The sequence below is a fragment of the Kitasatospora sp. HUAS MG31 genome (genome assembly GCF_040571325.1).
Taxonomy (GTDB): domain Bacteria; phylum Actinomycetota; class Actinomycetes; order Streptomycetales; family Streptomycetaceae; genus Kitasatospora; species Kitasatospora camelliae.
This window is the reverse complement of the sequence record NZ_CP159872.1, coordinates 3781756-3807201: the sequence shown is the minus strand read 5'-3', so window position 1 is coordinate 3807201 and position 25446 is coordinate 3781756. Positions and strand designations below refer to the sequence as shown.

General features: G+C 74.5%; 29 protein-coding genes and 1 riboswitch. Of the genes, 13 read left to right on the top strand and 16 right to left on the bottom strand.

All coding sequences use genetic code 11. The features are described 5' to 3' along the window. The first annotated feature begins 82 nt into the window (after positions 1-82). Positions 83-958, top strand: a complete 876-nt coding sequence (locus tag ABWK59_RS17225; protein ID WP_354641472.1) for a sigma-70 family RNA polymerase sigma factor — start codon at positions 83-85, stop codon at positions 956-958. Positions 959-1039: 81 nt separating this feature from the next. Here ABWK59_RS17225 and ABWK59_RS17220 read toward each other — a convergent pair whose 3' ends face one another. Both ABWK59_RS17220 and ABWK59_RS17215 read right to left on the bottom strand, forming a co-directional pair. Next, positions 1040-1330, bottom strand: a complete 291-nt coding sequence (locus ABWK59_RS17220) for a hypothetical protein (RefSeq protein WP_354641471.1) — start codon at positions 1328-1330, stop codon at positions 1040-1042. A gap of 208 nt (positions 1331-1538) precedes the next feature. Beyond that, on the bottom strand, positions 1539-1958 hold the full coding sequence (locus ABWK59_RS17215) for an SHOCT domain-containing protein (protein WP_354641470.1): 420 nt from the start codon (positions 1956-1958) through the stop codon (positions 1539-1541). 402 nt (positions 1959-2360) lie between these two features. Here ABWK59_RS17215 and ABWK59_RS17210 point away from each other — a divergent pair, with 402 nt between their 5' ends. Then, on the top strand, positions 2361-3101 hold the full coding sequence (locus tag ABWK59_RS17210; RefSeq protein ID WP_354641469.1) for an LPXTG cell wall anchor domain-containing protein: 741 nt from the start codon (positions 2361-2363) through the stop codon (positions 3099-3101). 76 nt (positions 3102-3177) lie between these two features. Here the strand turns inward: ABWK59_RS17210 and ABWK59_RS17205 are convergent, their stop codons facing one another. From ABWK59_RS17205 to ABWK59_RS17180, 6 genes are all read right to left on the bottom strand, one after another. Beyond that, the gene (locus tag ABWK59_RS17205) at positions 3178-3555 is read right to left on the bottom strand and encodes a DUF6256 family protein (RefSeq protein WP_354641468.1); all 378 of its coding nucleotides are present in this window, start codon (positions 3553-3555) and stop codon (positions 3178-3180) included. A gap of 19 nt (positions 3556-3574) precedes the next feature. Then, a complete protein-coding gene (locus ABWK59_RS17200) occupies positions 3575-3811 on the bottom strand; it encodes a DUF6186 family protein (RefSeq protein WP_354641467.1) in 237 nt (78 codons plus the stop codon). 158 nt (positions 3812-3969) lie between these two features. Then, on the bottom strand, positions 3970-5220 hold the full coding sequence (locus tag ABWK59_RS17195) for an RNA polymerase sigma factor (protein ID WP_354641466.1): 1251 nt from the start codon (positions 5218-5220) through the stop codon (positions 3970-3972). Next, positions 5217-5582, bottom strand: a complete 366-nt coding sequence (locus ABWK59_RS17190; protein WP_354641465.1) for a YciI family protein — start codon at positions 5580-5582, stop codon at positions 5217-5219. The genes ABWK59_RS17195 and ABWK59_RS17190 overlap by 4 nt, the downstream gene beginning before the upstream one ends. A 162-nt stretch (positions 5583-5744) precedes the next feature. Beyond that, on the bottom strand, positions 5745-6221 hold the full coding sequence (locus tag ABWK59_RS17185; protein ID WP_354641464.1) for a hypothetical protein: 477 nt from the start codon (positions 6219-6221) through the stop codon (positions 5745-5747). A 53-nt stretch (positions 6222-6274) separates the two neighbouring features. Beyond that, on the bottom strand, positions 6275-6724 hold the full coding sequence (locus ABWK59_RS17180) for a nuclear transport factor 2 family protein (protein WP_354641463.1): 450 nt from the start codon (positions 6722-6724) through the stop codon (positions 6275-6277). A 94-nt stretch (positions 6725-6818) separates the two neighbouring features. Here ABWK59_RS17180 and ABWK59_RS17175 point away from each other — a divergent pair, with 94 nt between their 5' ends. The 6 genes from ABWK59_RS17175 to ABWK59_RS17150 all read left to right on the top strand — a co-directional run bounded on the left by ABWK59_RS17175 (position 6819) and on the right by ABWK59_RS17150 (position 9866). After that, positions 6819-7250 (top strand): hypothetical protein, encoded by a 432-nt coding sequence (locus ABWK59_RS17175; RefSeq protein ID WP_354641462.1) that lies wholly within the window; start codon positions 6819-6821, stop codon positions 7248-7250. A 72-nt stretch (positions 7251-7322) separates the two neighbouring features. Further along, positions 7323-7724, top strand: a complete 402-nt coding sequence (locus ABWK59_RS17170; protein WP_354641461.1) for a MerR family transcriptional regulator — start codon at positions 7323-7325, stop codon at positions 7722-7724. A gap of 16 nt (positions 7725-7740) precedes the next feature. Beyond that, complete coding sequence (gene trxA / locus ABWK59_RS17165) at positions 7741-8067, top strand: thioredoxin (RefSeq protein ID WP_354641460.1); 327 nt, start codon at positions 7741-7743, stop codon at positions 8065-8067. 141 nt (positions 8068-8208) lie between these two features. Beyond that, positions 8209-8661, top strand: coding sequence for a MarR family winged helix-turn-helix transcriptional regulator (locus tag ABWK59_RS17160; protein WP_354641459.1), 453 nt, complete (start codon positions 8209-8211; stop codon positions 8659-8661). An 86-nt stretch (positions 8662-8747) separates the two neighbouring features. Beyond that, positions 8748-9182 (top strand): PPOX class F420-dependent oxidoreductase, encoded by a 435-nt coding sequence (locus ABWK59_RS17155; protein WP_354641458.1) that lies wholly within the window; start codon positions 8748-8750, stop codon positions 9180-9182. A 129-nt stretch (positions 9183-9311) separates the two neighbouring features. Next, positions 9312-9866, top strand: a complete 555-nt coding sequence (locus ABWK59_RS17150; protein WP_354641457.1) for a flavodoxin family protein — start codon at positions 9312-9314, stop codon at positions 9864-9866. Positions 9867-9907: 41 nt separating this feature from the next. On the opposite strand, the gene ABWK59_RS17145 is transcribed toward ABWK59_RS17150, so the two are convergent. Further along, complete coding sequence (locus ABWK59_RS17145; RefSeq protein ID WP_420492795.1) at positions 9908-10642, bottom strand: aquaporin; 735 nt, start codon at positions 10640-10642, stop codon at positions 9908-9910. Between the two features lie 206 nt (positions 10643-10848). Between ABWK59_RS17145 and ABWK59_RS17140 the strand changes: the two genes are divergently transcribed. Then, positions 10849-11610 carry a MerR family transcriptional regulator gene (locus ABWK59_RS17140; protein ID WP_354641456.1) on the top strand — a complete coding sequence of 254 codons (762 nt, stop codon included), beginning with the start codon at positions 10849-10851 and terminating at the stop codon, positions 11608-11610. A gap of 49 nt (positions 11611-11659) precedes the next feature. Here ABWK59_RS17140 and ABWK59_RS17135 read toward each other — a convergent pair whose 3' ends face one another. After that, on the bottom strand, positions 11660-12670 hold the full coding sequence (locus ABWK59_RS17135) for a helix-turn-helix domain-containing protein (RefSeq protein ID WP_354641455.1): 1011 nt from the start codon (positions 12668-12670) through the stop codon (positions 11660-11662). Between the two features lie 305 nt (positions 12671-12975). Here ABWK59_RS17135 and ABWK59_RS17130 point away from each other — a divergent pair, with 305 nt between their 5' ends. Continuing rightward, positions 12976-13641: an RNA polymerase sigma factor gene (locus ABWK59_RS17130; RefSeq protein WP_420492927.1), complete on the top strand. Its 666-nt coding sequence runs from the start codon at positions 12976-12978 to the stop codon at positions 13639-13641. After that, complete coding sequence (locus ABWK59_RS17125) at positions 13638-14945, top strand: hypothetical protein (RefSeq protein WP_354641453.1); 1308 nt, start codon at positions 13638-13640, stop codon at positions 14943-14945. The genes ABWK59_RS17130 and ABWK59_RS17125 overlap by 4 nt, the downstream gene beginning before the upstream one ends. 79 nt (positions 14946-15024) lie before the next feature. Here ABWK59_RS17125 and ABWK59_RS17120 read toward each other — a convergent pair whose 3' ends face one another. Together ABWK59_RS17120 and ABWK59_RS17115 are read right to left on the bottom strand one after the other, a co-directional pair. Beyond that, positions 15025-16518 carry an aminopeptidase P family protein gene (locus tag ABWK59_RS17120; RefSeq protein WP_354641452.1) on the bottom strand — a complete coding sequence of 498 codons (1494 nt, stop codon included), beginning with the start codon at positions 16516-16518 and terminating at the stop codon, positions 15025-15027. 172 nt (positions 16519-16690) lie between these two features. Beyond that, positions 16691-18172 (bottom strand): PP2C family protein-serine/threonine phosphatase, encoded by a 1482-nt coding sequence (locus tag ABWK59_RS17115; protein WP_354641451.1) that lies wholly within the window; start codon positions 18170-18172, stop codon positions 16691-16693. A gap of 390 nt (positions 18173-18562) precedes the next feature. Here ABWK59_RS17115 and ABWK59_RS17110 point away from each other — a divergent pair, with 390 nt between their 5' ends. Beyond that, positions 18563-19240, top strand: a complete 678-nt coding sequence (locus tag ABWK59_RS17110) for a bifunctional DNA primase/polymerase (RefSeq protein WP_354641450.1) — start codon at positions 18563-18565, stop codon at positions 19238-19240. A 193-nt stretch (positions 19241-19433) separates the two neighbouring features. Here the strand turns inward: ABWK59_RS17110 and ABWK59_RS17105 are convergent, their stop codons facing one another. The 4 genes from ABWK59_RS17105 to ABWK59_RS17090 all read right to left on the bottom strand — a co-directional run bounded on the left by ABWK59_RS17105 (position 19434) and on the right by ABWK59_RS17090 (position 23470). Further along, the gene (locus ABWK59_RS17105; protein ID WP_354641449.1) at positions 19434-20414 is read right to left on the bottom strand and encodes a DUF5926 family protein; all 981 of its coding nucleotides are present in this window, start codon (positions 20412-20414) and stop codon (positions 19434-19436) included. 61 nt (positions 20415-20475) lie between these two features. Beyond that, complete coding sequence (locus ABWK59_RS17100; RefSeq protein ID WP_354641448.1) at positions 20476-20967, bottom strand: ATP-binding protein; 492 nt, start codon at positions 20965-20967, stop codon at positions 20476-20478. Between the two features lie 222 nt (positions 20968-21189). Beyond that, entirely contained in the window at positions 21190-22014 is an 825-nt protein-coding gene (locus ABWK59_RS17095) for a glycerophosphodiester phosphodiesterase (RefSeq protein ID WP_420492794.1), read from the bottom strand. Between the two features lie 97 nt (positions 22015-22111). Continuing rightward, positions 22112-23470 (bottom strand): purine-cytosine permease family protein, encoded by a 1359-nt coding sequence (locus tag ABWK59_RS17090; RefSeq protein ID WP_354641447.1) that lies wholly within the window; start codon positions 23468-23470, stop codon positions 22112-22114. Beyond that, positions 23461-23613, bottom strand: a riboswitch (TPP riboswitch). Its footprint overlaps the gene before it by 10 nt. A 198-nt stretch (positions 23614-23811) precedes the next feature. Between ABWK59_RS17090 and ABWK59_RS17085 the strand changes: the two genes are divergently transcribed. After that, on the top strand, positions 23812-25386 hold the full coding sequence (locus tag ABWK59_RS17085) for a S1C family serine protease (protein WP_354641446.1): 1575 nt from the start codon (positions 23812-23814) through the stop codon (positions 25384-25386). The last annotated feature ends 60 nt before the right edge of the window (positions 25387-25446 follow it).

Below are 25446 nucleotides of genomic sequence, written 5' to 3'. Positions count from 1 at the left end.
CCGGTTCCACCGACAGCGGGTCCGTCACATCCGTGCCCGCCCGCGGGTCAAGGGGACGGAAGCGATCGGAGAGGGGCGAGCGATGGACCGGCACGAGTTCCTGGCGGAGCAGTTCGAGACGCACCGGACCCACCTGCGGTCGGTGGCCTACCGCATGCTGGGCTCGCTCAGCGAGGCGGAGGACGCCGTCCAGGAGGCGTGGCTGCGGCTCGACCGCTCGGACGCCGCCGGGGTGGAGAACATGGCGGGCTGGCTGACCACGGTCGTCGGCCGGATCTGCCTGAACATGCTGCGCTCCCGCAGCACCCGGCGGGAGGAGCCGCTGGAGGTGCACATGCCCGATCCGGTGGTGAGCGGCGCGGACGGCATGGACCCGGAGCAGGAGGCGCTGCTCGCCGACTCGGTCGGGCTGGCGCTGCTGGTGGTGCTGGACTCGCTCGGCCCGGCGGAACGGCTCGCCTTCGTGCTGCACGACATGTTCGCCGTGCCCTTCGACGAGATCGCGCCGGTCGTCGGACGTACCCCGGCCGCGACCCGGCAGCTGGCCAGCCGGGCCCGTCGGCGCGTGCAGGGGGTCCCGGCCCCCGACACCGACCTGGGCCGGCAGCGCGAGGTCGTCGACGCCTTCCTCGCCGCGGCCCGGGGCGGAGACTTCGAGGCCCTGGTGGCCGTGCTCGACCCGGACGTGGTGCTGCGGTTCGACGCCGGGGCGCTGCGGCCCGGCGGACTGGTCCGGGGGGCGGCCGCGGTGGCCGGCGGTGCGGTCACCTTCGCCCGGCTCGCCGAGTCCGCACGACCGGCCCTGGTCAACGGGGTGGCGGGCGTCGTCGCCGTCAAGGACGGCCGGCCGGCGTCGGTGGTGGCGTTCACGGTGGTGGACGGCCGGGTGCTGGCGCTCGACATCCTCGCCGACCCGGAACGCCTGGCCGGGCTCGACCTGATCTTCCCGGACGCCTGAGACGCCTGAGATGCCTGAGACGTCTGAGAAGCCGGACCTCCGGGCTGAGGGCTCAGATGCTGCACACCCGGTCGGGGTGGCTCAGGCGGGCACCCGGTCGGGCATCGGCCAGCTCCGCCCGTCGATCTCCAGGGTGCAGACCAGCGGCCCGCCGCCCGCCGGGTGCTCGACGCGGACCGACAGCGCCCGGCCGCCCACCCGGTCGGCCTCGGCGGTGAGGACCAGTGGGCGGGTGCCCTGCCCGTGCTCGCGGTGGAAGGCCAGCTCCCGGCCGTCCACCAGCAGCTCGGTCTCGGTGATGTAGCCGGCGCGGACGTTCACGGTGACGGCGTGGCCGTCCCGGTCCAGGTGGAAGCTGTGCCGACGTCGCATGGACCCTCCGTAGCGCCTTCCCGTCCGTCCCGTCCGTCCCGTCCGTCCGGTCCAGCTTCCCCCGCCGGACTGCCGCGGCGAGTGGGCCGATCGGGTGTCGCGGGCCGGGCGGACGGGCCCGCACCGAGGCCTCGTGCGCACGTCCCGGCGCAGGCGGTCCGCCGCCCCCGGGCAGGGCGGCGGACCGGTGACGGGACGCTCCGGGATGTCAGGCCAGGATCTTCTCCTTGGCGCGCTGGAACTCCGCCTCGCTGATGGCGCCGCTGTTCTTCAGCTCGGCGAGCTTGGCGAGCTCGTCCGCGTGACTGGCCGCAGCCGTGCCGCCCGTTCCACCGCTGGGCGGTACGGCAGCGGCGTCCTGGATGTAGGCGCGGAAGGCCGCCTCGTTCTCCTGGGCCTGCTTGAGGTCGCGTTCCCCCATGGACCGGCCGCGTGCGATCAGGTAGACGAAGACGCCGAGGAAGGGCAGCAGGATCACGAAGACCAGCCATCCGGCCTTGCCCCAGCCGTTCATGTCGTGGCTGCGGAAGATATCAGTGATGATCTTGAACAACAGGAAGAACCAGAGGATCCACAGGAACAGCCACATCATCGTCCAGAAGATGTTGAGCAGCGGGTAGTCGTCCACGGGATGCTCCCTTCGATGGCGCCGACCACGCGGGCGGCGGGCGCGACTATCCGAGTCGTACCACCGCGTACGGGGCCCTGCATCTTGACGTCGGGACCGCCGCCCGCCCTCCGCCGTGTCCCCGTCAGGACTCCGTCGGTCTCCTGCCGGGCCTCCGCGAGCCGCGCGCGATCGGCTGCCGCCGCCCGTCGTGCGGCCGTCCCGCCGCCACCCCTCCGGATCCTGCTGCGGGGCGCGCTTGCGGAATCGACGCACCAGACCTTTGTCATCATCTGATGACATATCGGACGAACGGGCGTGCATGCTACTTGACCGGGTGGAGCCGGGCGTAGAAACCTGAACCCCCTCTGGGCTCATCCTCCCCATCTCCCTTTCAGCGCCTGCGAATTGGTGAACATGCACATGCCTACACTCGCCCGTGCGGCCGCCGTCGTCGCCGCGGCCGGCCTGGCGGCCCTCCCCGCCTCGCCGGCTTTCGCCACCGGCGGCACCACCACCCTCCCGCTCCACCAGGCGACCCCGATCACGGCCGCCACCTACGAGCACGGTGACTGCCCCGGCATCGCCAAGGACAAGGACGGCTGGCACTTCGTGCTGACCGGTAACTCCGGCAGCTTCGTGAAGCTGACCGTCACCTTCGAGCCGGGCGGCCAGCAGGTCGTCACCACCTTCGGCCCGCCGAGCGACAAGCACGCCTACGTGGCCTCCGCGCCGGGCGCCAAGCTCACCGCGGCCAGCGCCGAGATCTCGGGCGACGCCAAGCTGCTCAACCTGTCGCACACCTGCCCGGCCAGCGACAAGCCGACCGGCAGCCCGTCCCCCAGCGTCTCGCCGAGCGCCAGCACCTCGCCGAGCGCCAGCACCTCGCCGTCCGCCAGCACCTCCCCCTCGGCCTCCACCTCCACCTCGGCGAGCGGCAGCCCGTCCGCGAGCACCTCCCCGAGCCAGTCCACCGGCTCCTCGGAGAGCCCCTCGGCCGCCGTGAGCCCGTCCGCGAGCACCAGCGACGCGGCCACCAAGTCGTCGGACACCCTCGCCTCGACCGGCGCGAACATCGGCTTCGTCCTGCTCGCCGCGGTGGCGCTGCTCGGTGCCGGTGGCGTGCTGGTGATGCGTCGCCGCAAGGTCGCGCGCCACGGCTGACCGGGCTCCCGCACGACCTGGACGAGCCCCGGGCCCCACGGCCCGGGGCTCGTCCCGTCACCGGCCCGCCGAACACTCAGCAGTCGACCCGATCGCGCCGGCTGGTGGAGCGCCGCCGGCCCCGACGGCGCTCCACCAGCCAGGAGATCGCCAGCAGCAGCGGCAGCGCGACCGCGAGCAGCAGCGCGCAGCCGGTGACCGCGCTCATCACGAAGTCGCCGCCGACCTTCGCCACGCCCTGGTAGTAGCCGATCGTCACGGCCATCAGCAGCAGGTACCCGCCGAGCGCCGTCCCGAGCAGGTGACGGACCAGCGCCGGCCAGCCGCCTCCGCCCCGCCGCGGGTCCGGGCCCTCGGGGTGGCGGCGGTGGAGGCGGAGGCCGAACGCCAGGTACACCATCACCAGCAGGTACCCCGACAGCATCAGGGTGAGGTTCACCCCGGTGGTCAGCAAGGGGCCGGGCGGCTCCACGTCAGCCGCCGCTGCGCAGCAGGAAGTGCCAGCCCCGGACGAAGAAGTGCCAGCCCAGCCAGAGCCAGAGCGCGAACAGCGCCCACCGGCCGACCGGGTAGCGCATCACCGCCCGCGCCGCGTCGCTCAGCGTCGGGATGCCCCGGTCCGGGAGGGCCAGCGCCAACCCCTCCCAGGCGAAGATCGCCCCGAACAGGACCGCCCAGACGAGATATCCGACCACCGGATGCTCCGCCATCGTGGACCTCCCACACTCGCGCCGCTCCGCCGCCGTACGGCGGGGCGATCAGGCCGACCGGCTCGATCGTCCGCCATCGCGGGCCGGGAAGGGCGGACGGCGGCGACGGCGTGTCGGTCCGGCCGGGCTTCCGGGCACGCCCCGTCCCGGCCCGGTCCTTAGCCGTCGCCCTCCAGGGCCGCGGCCCGGGCGGTCAGGTGGCGGCGCTCGGGCGCGCTGGCGGTACGGCGGGCGGCCTCGCGATAGGCCTCCGCGGCGGCCGGGTGCTCGCCGAGCAGCTCCAGCAGGTGTGCCCGGGTCGCGTACAGCCGGTGGTGGCTGGCCGTGCGCTTGTCGTCCTCCAGGGTGGCGAGCAGCTCCAGCCCGGCCTCGGGGCCGCGCACCATGGCGAGGGCGACCGCCCGGTTCAGCGTCACCACCGGGTTCGGTGCGAGGCGTTCCAGCAGGTCGTACAGGCCGAGGATCTGCGGCCAGTCCGTGGCGTCCACCTCCCCGGCCTCCGCGTGGACGGCGGCGATGGCCGCCTGCAGCTGGTACGGGCCGACCCGGCCCCGGGGCAGGGTCTCGGTCAGCAGCGCCACGCCCTCGGCGATGCGCGCGGAGTCCCACCGGGTGCGGTCCTGCTCGGCCAGCGGAACCAGGGTGCCGTCCGGCCGGGTGCGGGCGGCCCGGCGGGCGTCGATCAGCAGCATCAGGGCCAGCAGTCCGGCCACCTCGGCGTCCTCGGGCAGCATCCGGCGCAGGTTCCGGGTCAGCCGGATCGCCTCGTCGGAGAGCTGCGGCGCGGTCAGGTCCGCGCCGGCGGCGGCCGTGTAGCCCTCGTTGAAGACCAGGTAGAGCACCTGGAGGACGGCTTGCAGCCGTGCGCCGTGCTCGGCCGGATCCGGCATCCGGAACGGCAGCCCCGAGGTGCGGATGCCCTGCTTGGCCCGGCTGATCCGCTGCGCGACCGTCGCCTCCGGCACCAGGAAGGCCGCGGCGATCTGCGCGGTCGTCAGACCGCCCACCGCCCGCAGGGTCAGCGCCACCTGACTCGGCCCGGAGAGCGAGGGGTGGCAGCACAGGAACAGCAGCGTCAGGGAGTCGTCCCGGTCGGCGGCCGGATCGGCGTCGGCCGGCCGTCCCAGCAGCTCCGCCTGCGGCGTGGCGACGGCGATCGCCTCCTCCCGACGGCGCCGCGCGGCCTCGCTGCGCACCTGGTCCAGCAGGCGGCGGGAGGCCACCGTCACCAGCCAGCCGCGCGGGTTCGCCGGCACGCCCTCCGAGGGCCACTGCAGCGCGGCGGCCAGCAACGCCTCCTGCACCGCGTCCTCGCAGGCGTCGAACTGCCCGTACCGGCGGACCAGTGCGCCGAGGACCTGCGGCGCCAGCTCGCGCAGCAGGTCCTCGGAACGGGGGGCGACGCTCACACGTCCGCCGCGGACTCGTGCAGGATCGGCCACAGCTCCACCGGCTGCTCGTCGGCGAACGGCAGGTCCGCGGCGATCTGCCGCGCCCGCTCCTCGCTCTCGCAGTCGAGCAGGTAGAAGCTGGCCATGTACTCCTTGGTCTCCAGGTACGGCCCGTCGGTGACCGCCGGGGCGCCGGCCTCGTCCCGCCGCACCAGCCTGGCCGCGGCGGCGTCCGCCAGGCCGTACGCGCCCAGCAGTTCGCCGGTCTCGCGGTACCGGCGGTTGAACGCCTCCTGCCGGGCGATCGCCTCCGGCCAGGCCTCGGCGGGGAACGACTCCCACTTCTCCTGGTTGCCGTAGATCATCGCGAGGTACTTCATCTCGGGTGTCCTCCCCGTCCCCGCGCGCCCCGGTGGCGCGCCGTCACCCCTCGGTCGGAGCCGCCGCCTCGTCCTCGACATCGCCGCGGCGGATCTTTCCAAGATCTTTCCACCGCGCCGCTCGGCCGGGATTCCAGCGGTACGCGGGCAGCCCGCCGGGGCTCAGGCGGCGCGGTGAGCCGGGGCGGTGAGCCGGCAAGCCGCGGGCCCGGGGAGGAGGGACTGGGCGAGGGTGGCCCGGTGCGACGGCGGGACGCCCACGGCGGCGAGCGCGGAGGCCACGGTCACCGCCGCGTCGTCGGGGAGGGCGGCGGCCGGGGCGAGCCGCGGCAGGAGCAGCAGCAGGCGGATGCGCCGGTCGGTGACCGGGTCGGCGGCGCCGGGATGCCGGGCAGCGTGCAGCAGCTGAGGCCAGGAGAGCGGGCGGCCGGCGAACGGCCCCGGGCCCTCCGCGCCGGCCAGCGCGACCCGGACCGCCTCCACCTGGGCGGCGGTGGCCCCGAACAGCTCCGGCCGGGTCGGGAGGGGCTGCGGGTCGCCCGTGCCGTGCGGCCGCAGGTAGGCCGCCCAGAAACCGGGCATCCGCACCAGCCGCTCGCCCGGGGTGAGCGGCCCGTCCTCGCGTCCAGGAGTCAGCACCCCGCCATGCTCGCACCCGGCACCGACAACCGGAACCCCGCGCCGCGTCCCGGCTACCGCCCGTCCGGCTCGGCGGCCGGCCGGGGACCGAAGACGGTGCGCTCCTGCGGGTCGATCGGGAGGTCGTTGATGCTGGCCTCGCGACGGGCCATCAGGCCGTCCGGGTCGAACTCCCACAGCTCGTTGCCGTGGCTGCGCCACCACTGGCCGTCGGCGTCCCGCCACTCGTACGTGAACCGGACGGCGATCCGGTTCCCGGTGAACGACCAGAGGTCCTTGCGGAGCGCGTAGTCGAGCTCGGTCTCCCACTTCCGGGTGAGGAACTCCTCGATCTCGGCGCGTCCGTTGATGAACTGCGCACGGTTGCGCCAGACAGAGTCCGGTGTGTACGCCTGCGCGACCCGCCGCGGGTCGCGGGTGTTCCAGGCGTCCTCGGCGGCCTGCACCTTGGCGCGGGCGGTTTCGAGGGTGAACGGGGGCAGCGGCGGACGCACGGACGACATGGGGCTCCTCGGGCAGCGGAAAACCTAACCGTTCAATCATCTATTAATGGTTAGGTGTGGCGCAACCGGGCGGCGGAGGGACGGAGGTGCGGTCATGAGACGGCTGATCCGGGCGACCGGGACGGTGCTGACGGCCCTGGCGGTGCTGTTCGCATCGCCCCAGGCGGTCCCGGCGGCGGGCCGGGACCGCGACGCGGCGCTGGTGGACGAGTTCCTCGGCGCGTACCGGGACGCGGTGCTCGGCGCGGGCGACACCGGATGGACGCCCTCCGAGGTGCGGGCGCTCTACCTGACGCCGGAGCTGAACGCCGCACTCGACCGCTGGGCGGCGGACCACACGGCCGACCCGGTCTTCCGGGCACCGCACGTGCCCACGGGCTGGAGCGTCCGGCGCGCGGACGGTCCGGTCGGCGCCGCGCTGACCCCCGTGGACGCCACCGAACGCTGGGACGACGGGAGTTCGCTGCGCGTCCGGTACACCGTGCGGGTCGCGGACCGGTCCATCACCGGCCTCACCGGAGGCTGACACCCGGCCCCGGGCGACAGCGGCCGCACGGGGGCTGGCGTTGACGCGGACGGGAAGGTCTAGCGTCGGGGCATGCGGATCGGCGAACTGGCGGCACGCGCGGGGACCACGACCCGGACCCTGCGCTACTACGAGGAGCGCGGCCTGCTGCCCGCGCGGCGGAACGGCAACGGGTACCGCGCCTACGACGAGGAGGACCTGCGGCTGCTCCGGCAGATCAGGACCCTCCAGGAGTTCGGATTCGAGCTGGAGGAGACCCGGCCCTTCGTCGAGTGCCTGCAGGCCGGGCACCCGGCCGGCGACTCCTGCCCCGCCTCGCTGGACGTCTACCGGGCCAAGCTCGCCGAGCTGGACGCCTGTCTGGACGAGCTCCAGCAGGTGCGCGACCGGGTCGCCGACGAGCTGGCCCGGGCCGAACGGGAACGCGCCGCCGCGTCCGGCCCCGAACCGCGCTGCGAACTGACCACCCCCTGAACCGAGGAGCACACCCATGGGAGCGCACCTGTCCGAGGTCACCGACGCCACCTTCGCCGACGAGGTGCTGGCCGCCGACCGGCCCGTCCTGGTCGACTTCACCGCCGCCTGGTGCCCGCCGTGCCGGCAGATCGCCCCGGTCCTCGCCGAGATCGCCCGCGAGGAGGCCGCCCGGCTCAAGGTGGTGGCGCTGGACGTGGACACCAACCCCGAGACCCAGGCCGCGTACGGGGTGCTGTCGATGCCCACCCTGATCCTCTTCCGCGACGGCGAGCCGGTGAAGTCCATGGTCGGCGCCAAGGCCAAGGCCCGGCTGCTGCGCGAGCTCGCCGAGGTGATCTGACCGGGCCGCGGACCTCAGGGCTTGCCCGGGCCGTCGCGGCGGGGCCCGGCGGCGATCCGGGCGGGCGCGGGCCGGTCGGCGCCCGCCCCCGGCCGGACCCCTACGGTGGTCCGCAGCACCCGGAACGAAGGAGCACCCGCCATGCCCGACCGCGACGCCGCGCTGGAGATGATCCAGCGGGAGCTGACCGCGTTCGCCCGCCGGGCCCGCCACAAGGCGGCCCGCATCCACCCGGACCTCTCCCTGGTCACCTACAGCATGCTCGACTTGGTGAAGGAACGCGGATCCTGCCGGGGTGCCGACCTGGCCTCGCACTTCATGCTCGACAAGTCCACGGTCAGCCGCCAGGTGGGTGCCCTGGAGCGGCTCGGACTGCTGCGCCGCGAAGCCGACCCGGAGGACCAGCGCGGCCAGCTGCTGCGCCTCACCGACGCCGGCGAACAGCTGCTGGCGGAGGCGTACGAGCGGCGCCGCCAGTCCTTCGCGGGCCGGTTCGAGGGCTGGTCCGACGAGGACCTCGACCGCTTCGCCGGCTACCTGGAGCGCTACGGCCTCGCCGACCGCCCGCCGGCCGACCCCACGCAGGCCGGCTGACCGCCCGCGCCGACCCGCCCGAGCCGACCACGACACCGGTCCGGCGCCGTGTCGAAGCCAGAGGTCACCACCCCGGTTCCGCCAGGATGGGCGGCATGCCCCGCATGACCGAGCCCGAGTGGCGCGCCTTCCTCTCCCACGGCACCCGTACCGGCAAACTCGCCACCACCCGGGCCGACGGGCGCCCGCACCTCGCCCCGGTGTGGTTCCTGGTGGACGGCCCCGACCTCGTCCTCACCACCGGGAAGTCCACCGTCAAGGGCCGCACCCTCGCCCGCGACGGCCGGGTGGCGCTCTGCGTGGACGACGACCGGCCGCCGTTCGCCTTCGTCCTGGTCGAGGGCACCGCCCGGATCAGCGAGGACCTGCCCGATCTGCGCACCTGGGCGACCCGGATCGCCGCCCGCTACATGGGCGCCGACCGGGCCGAGGAGTACGGGGCCCGCAACGGGGTACCGGGCGAGCTGCTGGTCCGCATCGCCATCGAGCGCGTGGTCGCCGAGCGCGGCGTCGCGGACTGACCGGACTGACCGGACCGACCGGGTCGCCGGGCCGTCGGGTCGCCGCGGAGCCGCCAGGAATGCCGGGCGCCCCCACGGACTTGTGGACCAGTGGCCGGGGCCCGCCCGGCCGCGACGGGGAGGGACCCGATGACCCAGCGCAGCTTCCTGTTCCTGCTCGGCTCGACCCGGCTGGAGGGCAACTCCGAACTGCTCGCCCGCCGCGCCGCCGAGCAGCTCCCGGACGGCGCCGAGCAGCGCTGGCTGCGCCTCGCCGACCTGCCGATGGAGCCCTTCGAGGACGCCCGGCACGACGGCGAGGGGGACTACCCGGTCCCCACCGGCCACGCCCGCACCCTGATGGATGCCACCCTCGACGCCACCGACCTGGTGCTGGTCTCCCCGCTCTACTGGTACGCCGTCAGCACCAGCACCAAGCTCTACCTGGACCACTGGTCCGGCTGGATGCGGGCGCCCGGCGTGGACTTCCGCCGCCGGATGGCCGGCCGTACCCTCTGGGGCGTCACCGCCCTGGCCGGTACCGACCGGGCCGACGCCGACCCGCTGGTGGGCACCCTGCGGCTGACCGCGCGCTACCTGGCCATGGACTTCGGCGGCGTCCTGCTCGGCAACGGCTCCCGACCGGGCGACGTCCTCGCGGACGAGACCGCGCTGCTCGACGCCAAGACCTTCTTCACGGGCTGAGACCGCGTACTGAGACCCCACACGGCAGGGCCGGCCGCCGCTCAGCGGCCGGCCGGGTGGGCCAGCAGCTCCCGGGCGTCGTCCGGAGCGAGGTGCCGGGCCCGGCCGAACAACGCCGTCACCACCGCCAACCCGACCGCCGCGCCCGCCGCCTGGGCCAGCACGAAGGCCGGCACCGACCCCGGCGCGATCCCGGTGTACGTGTCGCTCAGCGCCCGGCCGAGGGTCAGCGCCGGGTTGGCGAAGCTGCCCGAGGAGGTCCCCCAGCAGGCCGCGCCGATCCAGGCCGCCACCGCCACCGGCGCGTACCGGCCGCGGTCCGACCGCAGCAGGCCGAACACCAGCAGAATCAGCACCCCGGTGGCCACCCCCTCGGCCAGCCAGAGGTGCCCGGCCGCCCGCTCCTGCCCCGACAGCTCCACGAACGGCCGCTCGAACATTGCGTTCGCCACCCCGACCCCGGCCGTCGCCCCGGCCAGTTGCGCCAGCACGTACCCGGCCAGTTCGCGGCCGGTCAGGCCGGTGCCCGAGCGGCGCTCGGTCCACCAGGCGGCGGCCGAGACCAGCGGGTTGAGGTGCGCTCCGGAGACCGGCGAGAGCAGCGCGATCAGCACCGCCAACGCCAGCACCGAGGCGAGCACGTTCGCCAGGAGGCGCACCCCGCCGTCCTGGCTCAGCCCGGTGGCCCGGATGCCGGAGCCGACCAGGACCGCGGCCAGCACGGCCGTGCCGACCGCCTCGGCGGCCAGCCGCCGGGGCAGGGGAGTCGTCATCATGCGGTCATCGTCCCGGGGCGCGCCGACCCCCGACAATTGGGTGGTGTGCCAGGGAACCGCGCCCGCGCCCGGCCCCCGGATCGGAGACTCGTACGGCGTGCACCCGCGCCCCGGCGGCGGTCGGCACCGTCCGGTCCGGGAACCGGCTTGACCCTCACGCAGCGGAAGGCCGGAGAGTCGACACCAGCGAGGAGGGAGCAAACCCGGTGAACACCTACTCGGTGGGCCAGTTGGCCAAGATCGCCAAGGTGACCGTGCGCACGCTGCATCACTACGACGAGATCGGCCTGCTGTCGCCCGGCGGCCGCACCCCGGCCGGCTACCGCCGGTACGAGGAGGCCGACCTGGACCGCCTGCAGAAGATCCTGTTCTACCGTGAGCTCGACTTCCCGCTCGAAGAGATCGCGGCCATCCTGGACGACGACTCGGTCACCCCGACCGAGCACCTGCGCCGTCAGCGCGAGCTGATCGGCAACCGGATCAGGCACCTCCAGGAACTGGCCGCGGCGGTCGAACGAGCCATGGAGGCACAGAAGATGGGGATCCAGTTGACGCCGGAGGAGAAGTTCGAGGTCTTCGGCCCGGACTACCAGGAGAGCTGGGAGTCGGAAGCGGAGCAGCGCTGGGGCGACACCGACGCCTGGAAGGAGTCGCAGCGCCGCACCGCGCGCTACACCAAGGAGGACTGGCAGCGCATCCAGGCCGCCGGGGAGGAGCTCAACTCCCGGATGGCCCGGGCGGTCGCGGACGGGGTCGCGCCGGACAGCGACGAGGCGGCCGAGCTCGCCGAGGAGCACCGCCGGCAGATCACCGAGAACTTCTACGACTGCCCGTACGAGATGCACCGCTGCCTGGCCGGGATGTACGTCGCCGACCCCCGGTTCACCGCCACCTACGAGAAGATCGCCCCGGGCCTCGCCCAGTGGCTGCACGACGCGATCACGGCCAACGCGGACCGCCGGGGCTGACCCGGGCGCCGGAGACCGCCGGGGCGGACCCCGGCGGTCTCCGGACCGTTCAGGCCACCGTACGGCCGAAGGTCCGCCGGTACGCGGTGGGGGAGGTCCGCACGACCCGGCCGAAGTGGTGCCGGAAGGTCGCCGCGCTGTCGAACCCGACCGCGGCGGCGATCTCCTCCACCGTGCCGTCCGGGGACTCCAGCAACGGCAGGCTGGCCGCGATGCGCTGGGTGACCACCCAGCGCATCGGGCTGGTGCCGTTGCGGGCCGTGAAGTGCCGCAGGTAGGAGCGCTCCGACATCCGGGCCCGGCGGGCCAGCAGCGGGACGGACAGCGGTTCGGCGAGGTGGTCCAGGGCCCAGCGCATCGAGCGGCCGATCCCGTCGTCCTCCTCCTCGACCGGCTTCACCGCCGCCTCGATGAACTGCGCCTGCCCGCCGTCCCGGTGCGGCGGCACCACGAACCGGCGGGCCACCGTGTTGGCCACCCTCGCCCCGTGGTCCCGGCGGACCAGGTGCAGGCACAGGTCGATGCCGGCCGCGCTGCCGGCACTGGTCAGCACCGAGCCGTTGTCCACGTACAGCACGTCCGGATTGACCCGGACCCGCGGGTGGCGCTGCTGCAGCAGGTCGGCGTACCGCCAGTGGGTGGTCGCCTCCAGACCGTCCAGCAGACCGGCGGCGGCCAGCGCGAAGGCACCCGAGCAGATGGACACGATCCGGGCGCCCCGCCGGTGCGCCGTCCGCAGGGCCGCGACCAGACCGGGCGGGACCGCGCCGCCGGAGGCGTCGGGCACCCCGGGCACGATCACCGTGTCCGCCGCCGCCAGCTCGTCCAGGCCGTGTCGCGCCGTCAGCGAGAAACCGCCGACCGCGTCCAGCGGCACGCCCGGCTCGTCCGCGCAGACCACCACCCCGTACCAGGGCACCGCCAGCAGCCCCGACACCTCCGGCCGGGCCAGGCCGAACACCTCGACCACCACGCCGAGTTCGAAGGGCGCCATGCCGGCGAAGGCGTACACGGCGACGGTGTGCACCGGCTCCGGTCGCGGTCCGATGGCGACGGACACGGCCACGGCGTCCTCCCGTTCCTGCGGGGTCCGGCGAAATCCCCGCGAGTGTAGCCGCGACCGCCTCCCGGAAATCCCGCACCCGCCCGCAACCTCGCGCGGGGATGGACGTCTACCAGGGCGAGCCATCCGAGCGCCCCGGGGGACCTGCACCGGGCCCGACCGCGCCGGTGGACCACCCGAACGGTGGACCACCTGCGGACCCGGCGAGAGGGCACTGGGATGATCTCGCCGTTCGAACTCATGATCACAGGTGTGGCGGCCGCCGCGGTGCCGCCACCGGGGGGAGCGGAAAACGCATGTCCATGGCTGTCGCGCCGGCACGGCACTTCGGCGCGGGTGGGGGAGTCCGGCGTCTGCTGGGACTGCTCTTCGGCGCACCCGCGGAAGCCGCACCACCACCGGGTGACCGGGCCGGAGCCCCGGCCGCCGGTCGGTGGAGCGGCCTGCGGCTGCTCCGCGGCGGCAGGGCGGCCGACGAACCCCGCCCCACCCTGACCGAGCTGTACCACGCCCACCGGCTGAGCCTGGTCCGGATGGCCGTCCTGCTGGTCGACCACCAGGACATCGCCGAGGACGTGGTGCAGGAGGCGTTCACCGCGCTCTACCAGAAGCACGGCGAGGAGCTCGACAGCCTCGACAACGCCCTCGGCTACCTCAGGACCTCCGTGGTCAACGGCGCCCGCTCGGTCCTGAGGCGCCGCAAGACCGCCCGCGAGTACGTGCCCCCGCACGAGGCGGACGCCCCCTCCGCCGAGGATCACGCCGTCCTCAACGACGAGCACCGCCGGGTGCTGCTCGCCCTGAACGAGCTGACACAGCGCCAGCGCGAGGTCCTGGTGCTCCGCTACTGGTCCGATCTCTCCGAGGCGCAGATCGCCGAGACCCTGGGCCTGTCCCGGGGCGCCGTGAAGTCGACCGCCAGCCGGGCCCTGGACGCCCTGGAGAAGCAACTGGAGAAGGTGCGATGAACGACCACCAGAACCATCCCGAGGAGACCCCCACCGAACGGCTGCTGCGCGAGGCACTGAACGCCCGTGCCCAGCAGGTCACCGCGCACGGCCTGCGACAGGCCCTGCCGCCGGCCACCCGGATACGCCGGCTGAAGCCGGTGTACGCGGTGGTGGTCCCGCTGTTCGGGCTGGCCGCGGGCGTGGCCGGATACCTCACCATCCCCGACGCGACCACCAGCGCCGTCCGCAAGGACGACGGCCCGGCGGCCACCGTCAGCGCCAACCCCACCGCGACCGCCGCGCTGCCGATCGGGCCCAGCCCCACCCCGTCCGGCCCCGCCGGCGTCCCGGCCGCCGCCTCGGACTACAAGTCCGGCGTGGTCCAGGTGAAGATCGACGGCCTCGGCGCCGCCCAGCAGGCCTCCTCCGGCGGTGACCCGGTGCCCTTCTCGGTGACCTGGATCAACACCGCCGAGCTGCGCCTGGAGGGTCTGCTCCCGCAGGTCGTCCAGGTCCCGGCGGGCGTCGGCTGCGACACCGACCGGGGGAAGGGCGCCGTGCTCCAGGTCAGCACCGGCGACGACTGGAAGGACCTCCCGGCGGGGTCGGCGGACCAGCCGCCCGCCTCCCGCGCCGACGCCTTTACCCTCGAACCGGGCGCCAGCCTCACCACCCAGTACCGCGTCAAGGTCGGCGCGAGCCGCTCCGCCGGCCCGCTCCAGATCACCGCGGCCGTGTTCGCCCGGCCCGGCACCGCCGCGGTCAACCTCGGCGCCGACCACGCCGAACTGACGGTGCTGGACCCTCGGCAGCCCCAGGTCGCCGTGGTGTCCGGGCCGACCGCGTTCACCCCCGGACGGACCACCACCCAGATCGACGTGGAGGTCCGCAACCGTACCGGGGGCGGCTACGCCGAGGCCCTCCCGCAGGTCACCCTCGCCGGGGACCGCCTGGCCGCCTCGCGGATCACCGCCGAGGCGCTGGTCGGCGGGCAGTGGCGCCGGCTCCCGGTCAGCGACGGCACCTGCCCCGACGGGGTCCGGGTGGACACCTCCGGTCTCAAGCGGGCGCTGGCCGCCGGCGACGCGGCCCGGTTCACCCTCCGGTTCGGCGCCACCGACGGCACCACCGGTCCCGCCGCCTGGCAGTTCCAGGTCGGTGCCACCGGCGACGGGCACCAGGCCGACCCGGTCCACGCCCTGGCGGTGCCCACGGCCGAGGCGGCCCAGCCGCCCGCCCAGGCGGCCACCCCCACGCCGGCCCCCACGGCGTCCGCGACCACCGCCGCGCCACCGAAGCCGGGTGCCTCCGCGACCGGCTGACCGGCCGGGCCGGACACGGCACCGCCCCCGGCCGCGGACGCGGACCGGGGGCGGTGCCGGAGGAACGGACGTCGGGACGTCAGGACGTCAGCGAGGCCATCCAGGCCTCGATCTCCTCCGACCGGCGGGGTAGGCCGGCCGAGAGGTTCTCGTTGCCGTCGGCGGTGACCAGGATGTCGTCCTCGATCCGGACACCGATGCCGCGGTACTCCTCCGGGACGGTCAGGTCGTCCAGCTGGAAGTAGAGACCCGGCTCGACCGTCAGCACCATGCCCGGGACCAGCTCGGCGTCCACGTAGTCCTCGCGGCGGGCGTGGGCGCAGTCGTGCACGTCCAGGCCGAGCATGTGGCCGGTGCCGTGCAGTGTCCAGCGGCGCTGCAGGCCCAGCTCCAGCACCTTCTCCACGTCGTACACCGAGGCGTCCAGCAGGCCCCAGGCGAGCAGGCGCTCGGCGAGCACCCGCTGGGCGGCGTCGTGGAAGTCCCGGAACCGGCCGCCCGGCTTCACCGCCGCGATGCCGGCCTCCTGGGCGTCGAACACCGCGTCGTAGATCCGGCGCTGCAGCTCGTTGAACCGGCCGCTGATCGGCAGGGTGCGGGTGACGTCCGCGGTGTAGAGGGTATTGGTCTCCACACCGGCGTCCAGCAGCAGCAGCTCACCCGGACGGACCTCGCCGTCGTTGCGCACCCAGTGCAGGGTGGTGGCGTGCGGGCCGGCGGCGGCGATCGAGCCGTAGCCGACGTCGTTGCCCTCGACCCGGGCACGACGCCAGAAGGTGCCCTCGATCCAGCGCTCCGAGGTGGCCACGGCCTGGCCCAGCTCGCGGACCACGTCGGTGAAGCCGTTCACGGTCGAGGTGCAGGCCGCCCGCAGCTCGCCGACCTCCCACGCGTCCTTCACCAGCCGCAGGCCGCTCAGGAAGGTCTTGAGCTCGTCGTCCTTCTCCTCGACCAGCTGCCCGTCCAGCGCCGACTCCAGGCCGGCGTCGTAGCCGCGGACGATCCGGGTGGGCACCGTGACGGCGGCCAGCTCCTCGGCCGCCTTCCGCACGTCGCGGGTGGGCAGGCCGTACAGCTGCGAGGCCTCGGTCAGGCTGTGGCGGCGGCCGACCCACAGCTCGCCGTAGCCGTCCAGCCAGAACTCGCCGTTCTCCCGGTCCGAGCGCGGGCGCAGGTACAGCGCGAACTCGTGCCCGGCCTCGCCGGTCGGCTCGGCCACCAGCACCGCGTCCTCGGTCTGGTCGCCGGTCAGGTGCACGTACTCGCTGGCGGCCCGGAAGCTGTAGTCCGTGTCGTTGGCCCGCACCCGCAGGTTGCCGGCCGGCACCACCAGGCGCTCGCCCGGGAAGGCCGCGGACAGCCTGGCCCGGCGCTCGGCCGCGTACGGGGCCTGCGCCACCGGCTGCAGCCCGTGCAGCTCGGTGTCGGCCCAGCCGGACTTCATCGAGGCGGCCAGCTCGTCGGAGACCTCGCCGTAGAGCCCGTTCTTCCGGCTCTTGATCGGCTGCTCCTCGTCCTCAGCGGCAGCCCCCTCGGGGTTCTCGGACACCGCCGGGGTACGGTCCTCGGTCACGTACGTCGCCTCCTCGCGCGTGGTGCCGCCACCTGCCCCTCCGGATCGCGGCGGGCACGGGCGGCCGTCCGCTCCATGGTACGGATGCGCGTTCGGCCCCGGGGTGCCCCGGCACGGACCGGGTCCATGCCGTCCGGCCGCCGGGCCCCTCCCGCCGTGCCGCCGGAGCGGCTCAGAGGAACCGGGCGACCAGCAGGACCAGGTCGTCCGCGACCGGCGCCCCCGACCGGTCGGCCAGCGCCAGCAGGTGGGCGCAGAGCCGGTCCGGGTCCAGCCGGACGTCGCGCGGGGCGTCCCCGGCGGCCCGCCGCAGCGCCGCCTGCCCGGCGTGCAGGGTCGGCCCGCAGCGGCGCGCCAGTCCCTCGGTGTACAGCACCAGCACGTCGCCGCGCTCGGCGGTCAGCTCCACCCCGGGCGCCTCCCAGCAGCTGAGCATCCCCAGCGGAGCCGAGAGGGAGGTCTCCACGAAGTTCGCGCCGTAGCGGGTGATCAGCACCGGCGGGCAGTGGCCGGCCCCGGCCAGGGCGATCCGCTGCTCCTCCGGCCGGACGCAGGCGTACACCGCGGTCGCCGACCGGTGCGGCTCGGTGGTCTTCAGCAGCAGCTCCAGGTCGCCCAGCACCGAGACCGGGTCCTCGCCCTCCAGCACCGCGTACGCCCGCAGCGCCGCCCGGACCCGCCCCATCGCCGCGGCCGCGCCCGGCGCGGAGGCCGGACCCGCGCCCGGGCCGTCGCCCAGCACGCTGCCCACGGTGAGCCCGACCGTGCCGTCCGGCAGCACCACCGCGTCGTACCAGTCGCTGCCCGCCGCCCGGTCCAGGCCGGCCGGTACGCAGCGCGCCGCCAGCCGCAGCCCGGCGACCGCCGGCAGGTGGTCCGGCAGCAGGCCGCGCCGCAGCGCCTCGGTGGCCCGCGCCGCCCGCTCGGCCTCCAGCTGCCGGGCCAGCATCGGTGCGGCGAACTCGCAGTAGCGCCGGGCCAGGTGCTGCCGGCGCTCGTCCGGGCGGGCCGGCTCGTCGTAGAACCAGACCGCCGCGCCCAGCGGCCCCCCGGGCGTCGCGACCAGCGGCAGCGCGAAGCTGGCGCCGAGGCCCAGCTGCCCGGCGACCTCCCGGAAGCGCGGGCCCACCGCCGGGTCCGCCGCCAGGTCGGAGATCAGCAGCTGCCCCGACTCGGCGGGGTGGCTCAGCAGCCGGGCGAACGGGCCGTGCTCGGCCGGGACGGTCTCCAGGGCGCCGATCCCGGGCGGGTCCAGCCCGAGGCCGGCCGGCCGGCCGCCGCCGGGCGCGGTCACCGTGACCAGCCCCCGGCGGGCGCCGAGCAGCGCCGCACCGGACTCCAGCACCGCCGCCAGCACCTCGGCCAGACCGTGGCACCGGGCGAGCGCCTCGGTGTGCTCGTGGAGGCTGGTGAAATCGGACAACCATCCGGCCAAACGGTCCTGCAGACTCTCCGGGCCCTCCTCGCCGATCAGCCCGACAAGGCCGCCGAGCCCGGTGAGGCCGGGGAGGACCGGACTGCCGGATCCGGCCGGGTCGGCCGGATCCGCGGGGTCGGCCGCGCCGGCCTCACCGTCGGGAACCGGGCGGGTCGCGGCGGCGCCGGGCAGCGCCGCGCCCGCCGGTGCCAGGTCGAGCCGATGGGCGTCGGTCATGTCGCAACTCCCCACATACCGGTACTTGTCACGCAGGACCCTGCCGCTGACCGAAATCAGCGGCTACCTCACTACTCGGCACCAATCCACCACTTGTACACAGGCCGATCGGGGCATGTCCAGATTCGTGAACGAGGCTGGTGCCCACCGGTCGCGGCCCGCCTCGCGGCGGGCGCGGAGGTGACGGGGGGTCAGGCGGTGCAGGGGATCGTATGCGCCGGCCGCCCGTGGGCCGCCCGGAGCGGCTCCCGCTCACTCGTACGGTGGAACCGGCGGCTCCCGACAGGCGTCCATCCGGACGTATGCGGGATTCTCGTTTCCCAGGGCCCGACCTTCTCCGAGCTCCCCGGGCCGCTCCGAGCTCCACGGTCGCGGAAAGGAACGAGCACCATGCGTCGTACGCGCCGATACGGGATGGCACAGCGGGCCGTCTGGTGGCCGGGGGGCCGCCGGAGGGAGCGGTCAGCGGCCCTGGCGGCCGCCCTGGAGGCGGCGGTGGGCCACGGATGGCCCGTCGTCCCCGGAGCCAGGACGGTCCGCGGCGGGCGCGGACCCTGCTCCTGCGGCGACCGGGACTGCCACCTGCCGGGCGCCCACCCCGCCGACCCGGCGCTGGAAGCGGCCACCACCGACCCCCGGATGGTCCGCTGGTGGTGGGAGCGGCGCGCCCCGGGCGCCCCCGTGCTGCTGGCGACCGGCCGGACGGTCTGCGCCGTCAGCCTGCCCGCCACCGCCGGCGGCTGGCTGCTCGACCACTTCGCCGCACTCGGCGTCCCGTACGGCCCGGTGCTGGCCACGCCCGGGCGCCACGTGCTGCTGGTCGCCCCGTACACGCTGGACGAGCTGGGCGGGCTGCTGGCCGAGAAGACCTGGGTGCCGGGCTCGCTGCGCTACCACGGCACCGGCGGATACGTGGTGCTCCCGCCGTCCCGGACGGGGGCCGGCCCGGTGCACTGGGTGCAGCCGCCGCGGGCCGGCGACGCCTGGCTGCCGCAGGTGAGCACCCTGCTCGGCGGACTGATCGCGGCGAGCTGCGCCGCGCCGAACGGCAGTCGGCTGCCGTTCTGATCACGCGTTTCCGATCAGGTGTTCCGATCGCGCTCCGCACATGGAAAATCCGGTCGCTGGCGACGGGGGATGCACCAGCGACCGGACTGTTCAAACAGTAACAAAGATCCGTCTCCGCGCCAATTTGTCCACGCCGCCTCCATGTTGAAAACATCCTGGGGGCGATTCGCGAGTGGCGCGGGTCACCGCCGGATCAGTTCAGGGTGATCTGACGGTTCACCAGGTTCGCCCGGGCCCGGCGCTCCTCGCCGGTCAGCGGGGCCGGGTCGGCCAGCACGCCCGCCAGCCGCTCGGCGAACTCCGCGGCCGGCTTCTCACAGTCGTCCGCGGTCATCTCCAGCGGCAGGTCCCACACCGGCACGGTCAGGCCGTGCGCCCGGAACGAGCCGACCAGCTTGGTGCCCTCACCCAACGAGGCACGACCGGCCGCGGCCAGCCGGGCCAGCGCGTCCAGCAGCTGCTCCTCCGGGACGGTCATCACCCAGCGCAGGTGGTTCTTGTCCGGCGTGCCGCACCAGTACGAGGACTCCACCCCGGACAGCTTCTCGGTCGGGATCGCCGAGGCGTTGGCCCGCTCAAGGGAGGCGGCCACCTCGCCGGTGGCGGTCTCCGCGTCCTCCAGCCAGAACTCGAAGCCGGTGTGCACGGCCGGGGTGAACTCGGCGCCGGTGTCCAGCAGGTCCTGCAGGCGGCGGCCGCCCGGCACGGTCCGGCGGGCCGGCACCGGGGTGCCCGGCTCGGTGGCCAGCGCCAGCTCCAGGGCGTCCGCCAGGTCACGGCTGAGGTCGCCGGAGGAGGACTGGGTCTGCAGACCCAGCAGGATCGAGCCGTCCGCGCGGCGCAGCGCCGGCCAGGCCAGCGGCAGCACGGTCGCCAGGGTCACCGACGGCACCTCGCCCAGCGCGCCCTCGGTCACCCCCGGGGCCAGCGTCAGCGGCACGGTCGCTGCCGGGACCAGCTCGCGCAGCGCCACCCAGTCCGCCTCGCCGGGCAGCCCCTCGAACGGGCGGTGCACCAACTCCTGGACGGCGTGCGCGGCCTGACGGCCGTGGCAGGCCTTGTACCGGCGGCCGGAACCGCACGGGCACGCTTCGCGCGCGCCGACGACGGGGACCTCGCCCTCGACGGCAGGGGACTGGCTGGGCTGAGGCTTCTTGGCGGCCTTCTTGGCCATGGTGCGGCTCTCCCGGAGACGGCGACGTTGCTCCCGGCAGCCTACTGACGTCCGCCGCCCGCTACGCGCTCCTGGCCCCCGGCTCGTCCAGCCGGTCGGCGCCCCGGGCCGGCAGCTCGGCCCACACCGTCACCCGGCCGGGAGCGTGCCGCACGCCCCAGTGGCGGGCCAACTTGCCCACGATGTTCAGCCCCCGCCCGCCGCGCGCGGTCACCGACGGGCTGGCCGGCAGCGGACGGGTGGCCGCGCCGCCGTCCGTCACCTCCAGCGTCAGCAGGCCGTCCGAGTGCATCTGCCACCGCACCAGGATTTCGCCGTCACCCTCCGCCGAATCCGCGCCCCCACCGGCCAGGGGTCGTGCGTACCGGCAGGAATTGCTGAGCAGTTCGGAAAGGATCAGCACGGCGTCGTCGATCACCGTGTCCGCAATCTCCCGGCCGCCCAGATCACTCCTCAGCCGCCGACGGGCGAGGCCCACGCTGGCCGGCCCGTGCGGCACCGCCAGGGCCGATGACGCCGCCCTGGCCTCCACATGCACGGCACGTGCCACCATCAACGCCACCCCCGGACCTCCTTCAGCATCTGCCGAGGGATGGATGCCCCCCGGTAATGCGTCGGAAACGACCGTCGGGCGATCGCTCAAGGGCAATTCAGGGCACCGCGACGCACCGTGCCCGAAAGGGAAAACCCGCTCACGGTCAGTCGTGAAACCGGCCCCGCAATACCCCGATTCCGCGGTTCACACCGCCCGTTCGCGCCGGGCGCACCACGCAATTCACCGACCGAGCCGGGCCAGCACCTCGCGCGGCCGGTTGGTGATCAGCGCCTCCACCCCGAGCTCCACACACAGGTCCACGTCCGCCGGGTCGTCCACGGTCCACACGTGCACCCGGTGCCCCGCCCGGCGCAGCGCCGGCACCAGCCCCGGATCCCGGCGCACCAGCTCGATTCCCGGACCGGCGATCCCCGCCCCGCCCGGCAGCGCCCGCGTCCGGCCCAGCAGCGGCAGCCGACGCTCCAGCAGGTACACCGTCGGCACCGCCGGAGCGGCCCGCCGGATCCGGTGCAGCGCCAGCTCGGAGAAACTCATGATCCGCACCTGCGCGTCCGCCGCGCGCTCCGGACCCTTCGGCAGCAGCCCGAAACGGTCCAGCAGACGCACCAGCTCGGCCTCGGTCCGACCGCGGTAGCGGGTCGGGTGCTTGGTCTCGATCGCCAGCTCCACCCGGCGCCCGGCGTCCGCCACCAGCTCCAGCAGACCCTCCAGGGTGAGCACCGCGCTGCGCCGCGGATCCCCCGGCGACTTCCAGGAGCCGAAGTCCAGCTCGGCCAGCTGCGCCAGGGTCATCGCGGAGACCGCGCCGCGCCCGTCGGAGGTCCGGCGCACCGTCCGGTCGTGGACGCACACCAGCTGCCCGTCCGCGGTCAGCCGGACGTCGCACTCCAGCCCGTCCGCGCCCTCCTCGATGGCCAGCCGGTACGCCTCGGCGGTGTGCTCGGGGAGCGCGGCGGAGGAGCCGCGGTGCGCGATGACCCGGACGGCCGAAGGGTCCGGGGAGACGCCGTCCGGGGCCGGCGCGCCGAGGTGCTGGATGTCCACGGCGACCACCCTACGCGGGCCCCGTGGGCCGGGCGCCGGCACCACCGGGAACACCCGGTGAACAGCCCGCCCGGCCCCGGACGGGCCGCCCCGGTGCTCAGTCGCCCTTGCGGGACAGCGCCGCCGTCGCCCCGGTCGCCAGCGCGGCCACCAGGAAGGAGAACAGCGAGGCCGAAGTCCACGGCTGCGGGGTGAAGCCCACCGCCTCCTGCAGGCCCGTCCACCGCTCCGTCCACCACGCCCCGACCGCGGTCGGCGCCAGGAACTGGTACGCGGCGAAGCCGAGCGCCCACGGCAGCAGCATCAGCCAGCGCGAGGGGGCGTCCTGCTCCAGGTTCCAGCCGCGCCGTCCGGCCCCGAAGAAGTAGTCCACCGCCAGCACCGCGAACAGCGGCACGAACACCGAGCCGATCAGGCCCAGGAAGGCGTAGTACCCGGCGGTGAACTCCTGGATCCACAGCGCCAGGCCGGTCACCAGCACACCGATCCCGCCGGTGAGCACCCGGCGGTCCACCCGGGGCAGCAGGTTGTGGATCGACATCGCGGTCGAGTACACGTTAGCGAAGGACTGGTCGGTCTCCCGAAGCACCAGCACCAGCAGGAAGAACCAGCCCGCCGCCACGCCGGTGAACGAGGAGAACACCTGCGTCGGGTCGCCGCCCGACTGCAGCAGCGCGACCAGACCCAGCGCGTAGCACCAGACCTGCGCCACCGTGTAGCCCGAGAAGGTGCCCCAGAACGCCGAACCCGAGCTCTTCGCGTGCCGGGTGTAGTCGGCGGCCAGCGGCACGAAGGAGATCGACACCGCGATCACGTAGTCCGTCGCGGTCAGGAAGCCGCCCCAGTGACCCGCACCCGGGTCCGGGAAGCCCTGCCGGACCAGCTGGACGGTGAAGTACACCATCGCCACGCCCACCGCGATCGCCACGTACGTGCGCAGCACCGCGATCGCCCCCAGCGGCCAGATCGTCAGCACCGTGGTGAGCACGCCCGCCAGCACCACGAACAGCCAGCGCCAGCCCTCCGTGCCGGCCACCGTCTGGGCACCCCAGGCGATCACCGTCAGCTCGTACACGCCCCAGCCGATGCACTGCAGGATGTTCAGCACCGTCGGCACGTACGACAACCGGGTGCCGAACAGGCCGCGCAGCAGCGCCATCGCCGGCGCGCCGGACCGGGCGCCGATCATCGCCGCCACACCCAGCATCGCGGTGCCGATCGCGGTGCCGACCACGATCGCGGTCATCGCCGCCGTGAAGCCCAGCTCGGCGCCGGGCGCGCCCAGCACGGTGGCGGCACTGGTGAAGCCGATCAGGCTCACACCCAGGTTGGCCCAGAGCGCGAACAGCGCCCGGAAGTCCAGCGTCCGCGGCGGGGCCGTGTCGAGCACCAGCGGTGCCTCGACCCGGTCCTTGACCGCGTCGTCGGAAATTGGGGCAGGCGAAACAGCCGTCATGGCCGATACTCCCTACGCCGGCATTACCCGGACAGGTTCCGGCGGTCAGCGCCACCTCGCCGTGCCCGGCTCGGTGGCCTGGGGGCATACGGTCGAACAGCGCACTCTCAGCCTGGTGGGTCCAAGCTCCCGCGTCGTGTCAGTTGTGGAGCGACAGGCTAGCCAACGTCGGGGCGAAGGCCAAGGCCAGGGGGCCGCCGTCCGGATACCGGGACCGCGGCGGGGGTGTCGTCAGGAGGCCGTAAGCATTCTCATGAGTTCTTCAGGGGCCCGCTTACGGCGCCTGAATCGGCCATACGAAAAACTATGGTCCAAGGTTCTGACAGCTATGGAGGTCGTCCGTGAGCACCGAGCACGCGAGTGGTTCCACCGGGCCGGAGGACGGGCAGCCCGCCGTCGGTTCGGATGCGATCGCTCCCGGCCCCGAGGCCGGGGCCGCGGCGGCCGACGCGGCGCCCGCGCCGACGCTCTCGTTCGGCAAGGTGAGCGCCCCGGCCCCGGCCCAGCACGCCGCGGCGCCCGCGGAGACCACCTACATCGACGCCCCGCCGCCGGTCCTGCCCGCCGCGCAGACGCCGCCCCCGGCCCCGGCGCAGCCGTACGCGCCGCCGAGCGAGCCGGCGGCCGCCGGCCCGGTCGGCATGCCCGCCGAGGGCCAGCACCACCACCCGTTCGGCGCCGGACAGCCGCTCGGCGGCTGGGGCACCCCGCCCGGCGGCCCCGGCGGTCCCGGCGGTCCCGGCGGCCCCGGCCACCCGTCCGAGTGGCCCGGCTCCGGCGCCCCCCACCCCGGCCGCAAGCGCGGCGGCCTGGTCGCCCTGGTCGCCGCCGTCGCCCTGGTGGCCGGCCTGGCCGGCGGTGCGATCGGCGTCGCCGTCTCCGGCAAGGACGGCGGCTCGATCTCCCCCGCCAGCCGCACCAGCACCACCGTGACCGTCGGCGACAACAAGAAGGCCCTCGACCGCGCCCCCGACTCGGTCGCCGGCATCGCCGCCAAGGCGCTGCCCAGCACCGTCACCATCAAGGCCCAGGGCTCCGGCGAGTCCGGCACCGGCACCGGCTTCGTCTTCGACACCGAGGGCCACATCCTCACCAACAACCACGTCGTCGCGCCGGCCGCCAAGGGCGGCAAGCTCACCGTCAAGTTCTCCGACGGCAGCTCCTACGCCGCCTCGGTCGTCGGCCGCGCCCAGGGCTACGACGTCGCCGTCATCAAGCTCGACAGCCCGCCCACCGGCAAGCTGGTCCCGCTCCCGCTCGGCGACTCCGACAAGGTCGCCATCGGCGACGCCACCATCGCCATCGGCGCGCCCTACGGCCTGGAGGGCACCGTCACCACCGGCATCATCAGCGCCAAGGACCGCCCGGTGGCCTCCGGCGACGAGACCGGCGCCCAGGCCTCGTACATGAACGCCCTGCAGACCGACGCCTCGATCAACCCCGGCAACTCCGGCGGCCCCCTGCTCAACGCCTCCGGCGCGGTGATCGGCATCAACTCCGCCATCCAGTCCAACGCCGGCGCCTCCGGCCGGGCCGGCTCCATCGGCCTCGGCTTCGCCATCCCGATCAACCAGGCCAAGTGGGTCGCCGAGAACCTGATCAAGGACGGCACGCCCGTCTACGCGATCCTCGGCGTGCTGCGCAACGACGACTACAAGGGCGACGGCGCGCAGATCCAGACCAACGCCGTCCAGGGCACCCCGGCCGTCACCCCCGGCGGCCCCGCCGACAAGGCCGGCCTCAAGCCGGGCGACGTGATCACCAAGCTGGGCGGCATCCCGATCGACAGCGGCCCGACCCTGGTCAGCGAGATCTGGACGCACAAGCCCGGCGAGAGCGTCGAGGTCGAGTACACCCGTGACGGCAAGACCGCCAAGACCACCGTCGTCCTCGGGGAGCGCAAGGGCGACAACTGACCCGGCCCGCACCGGGACCCGCCCACCGAAACGGTGTGCACCGAACCCCGCCGAAACCGT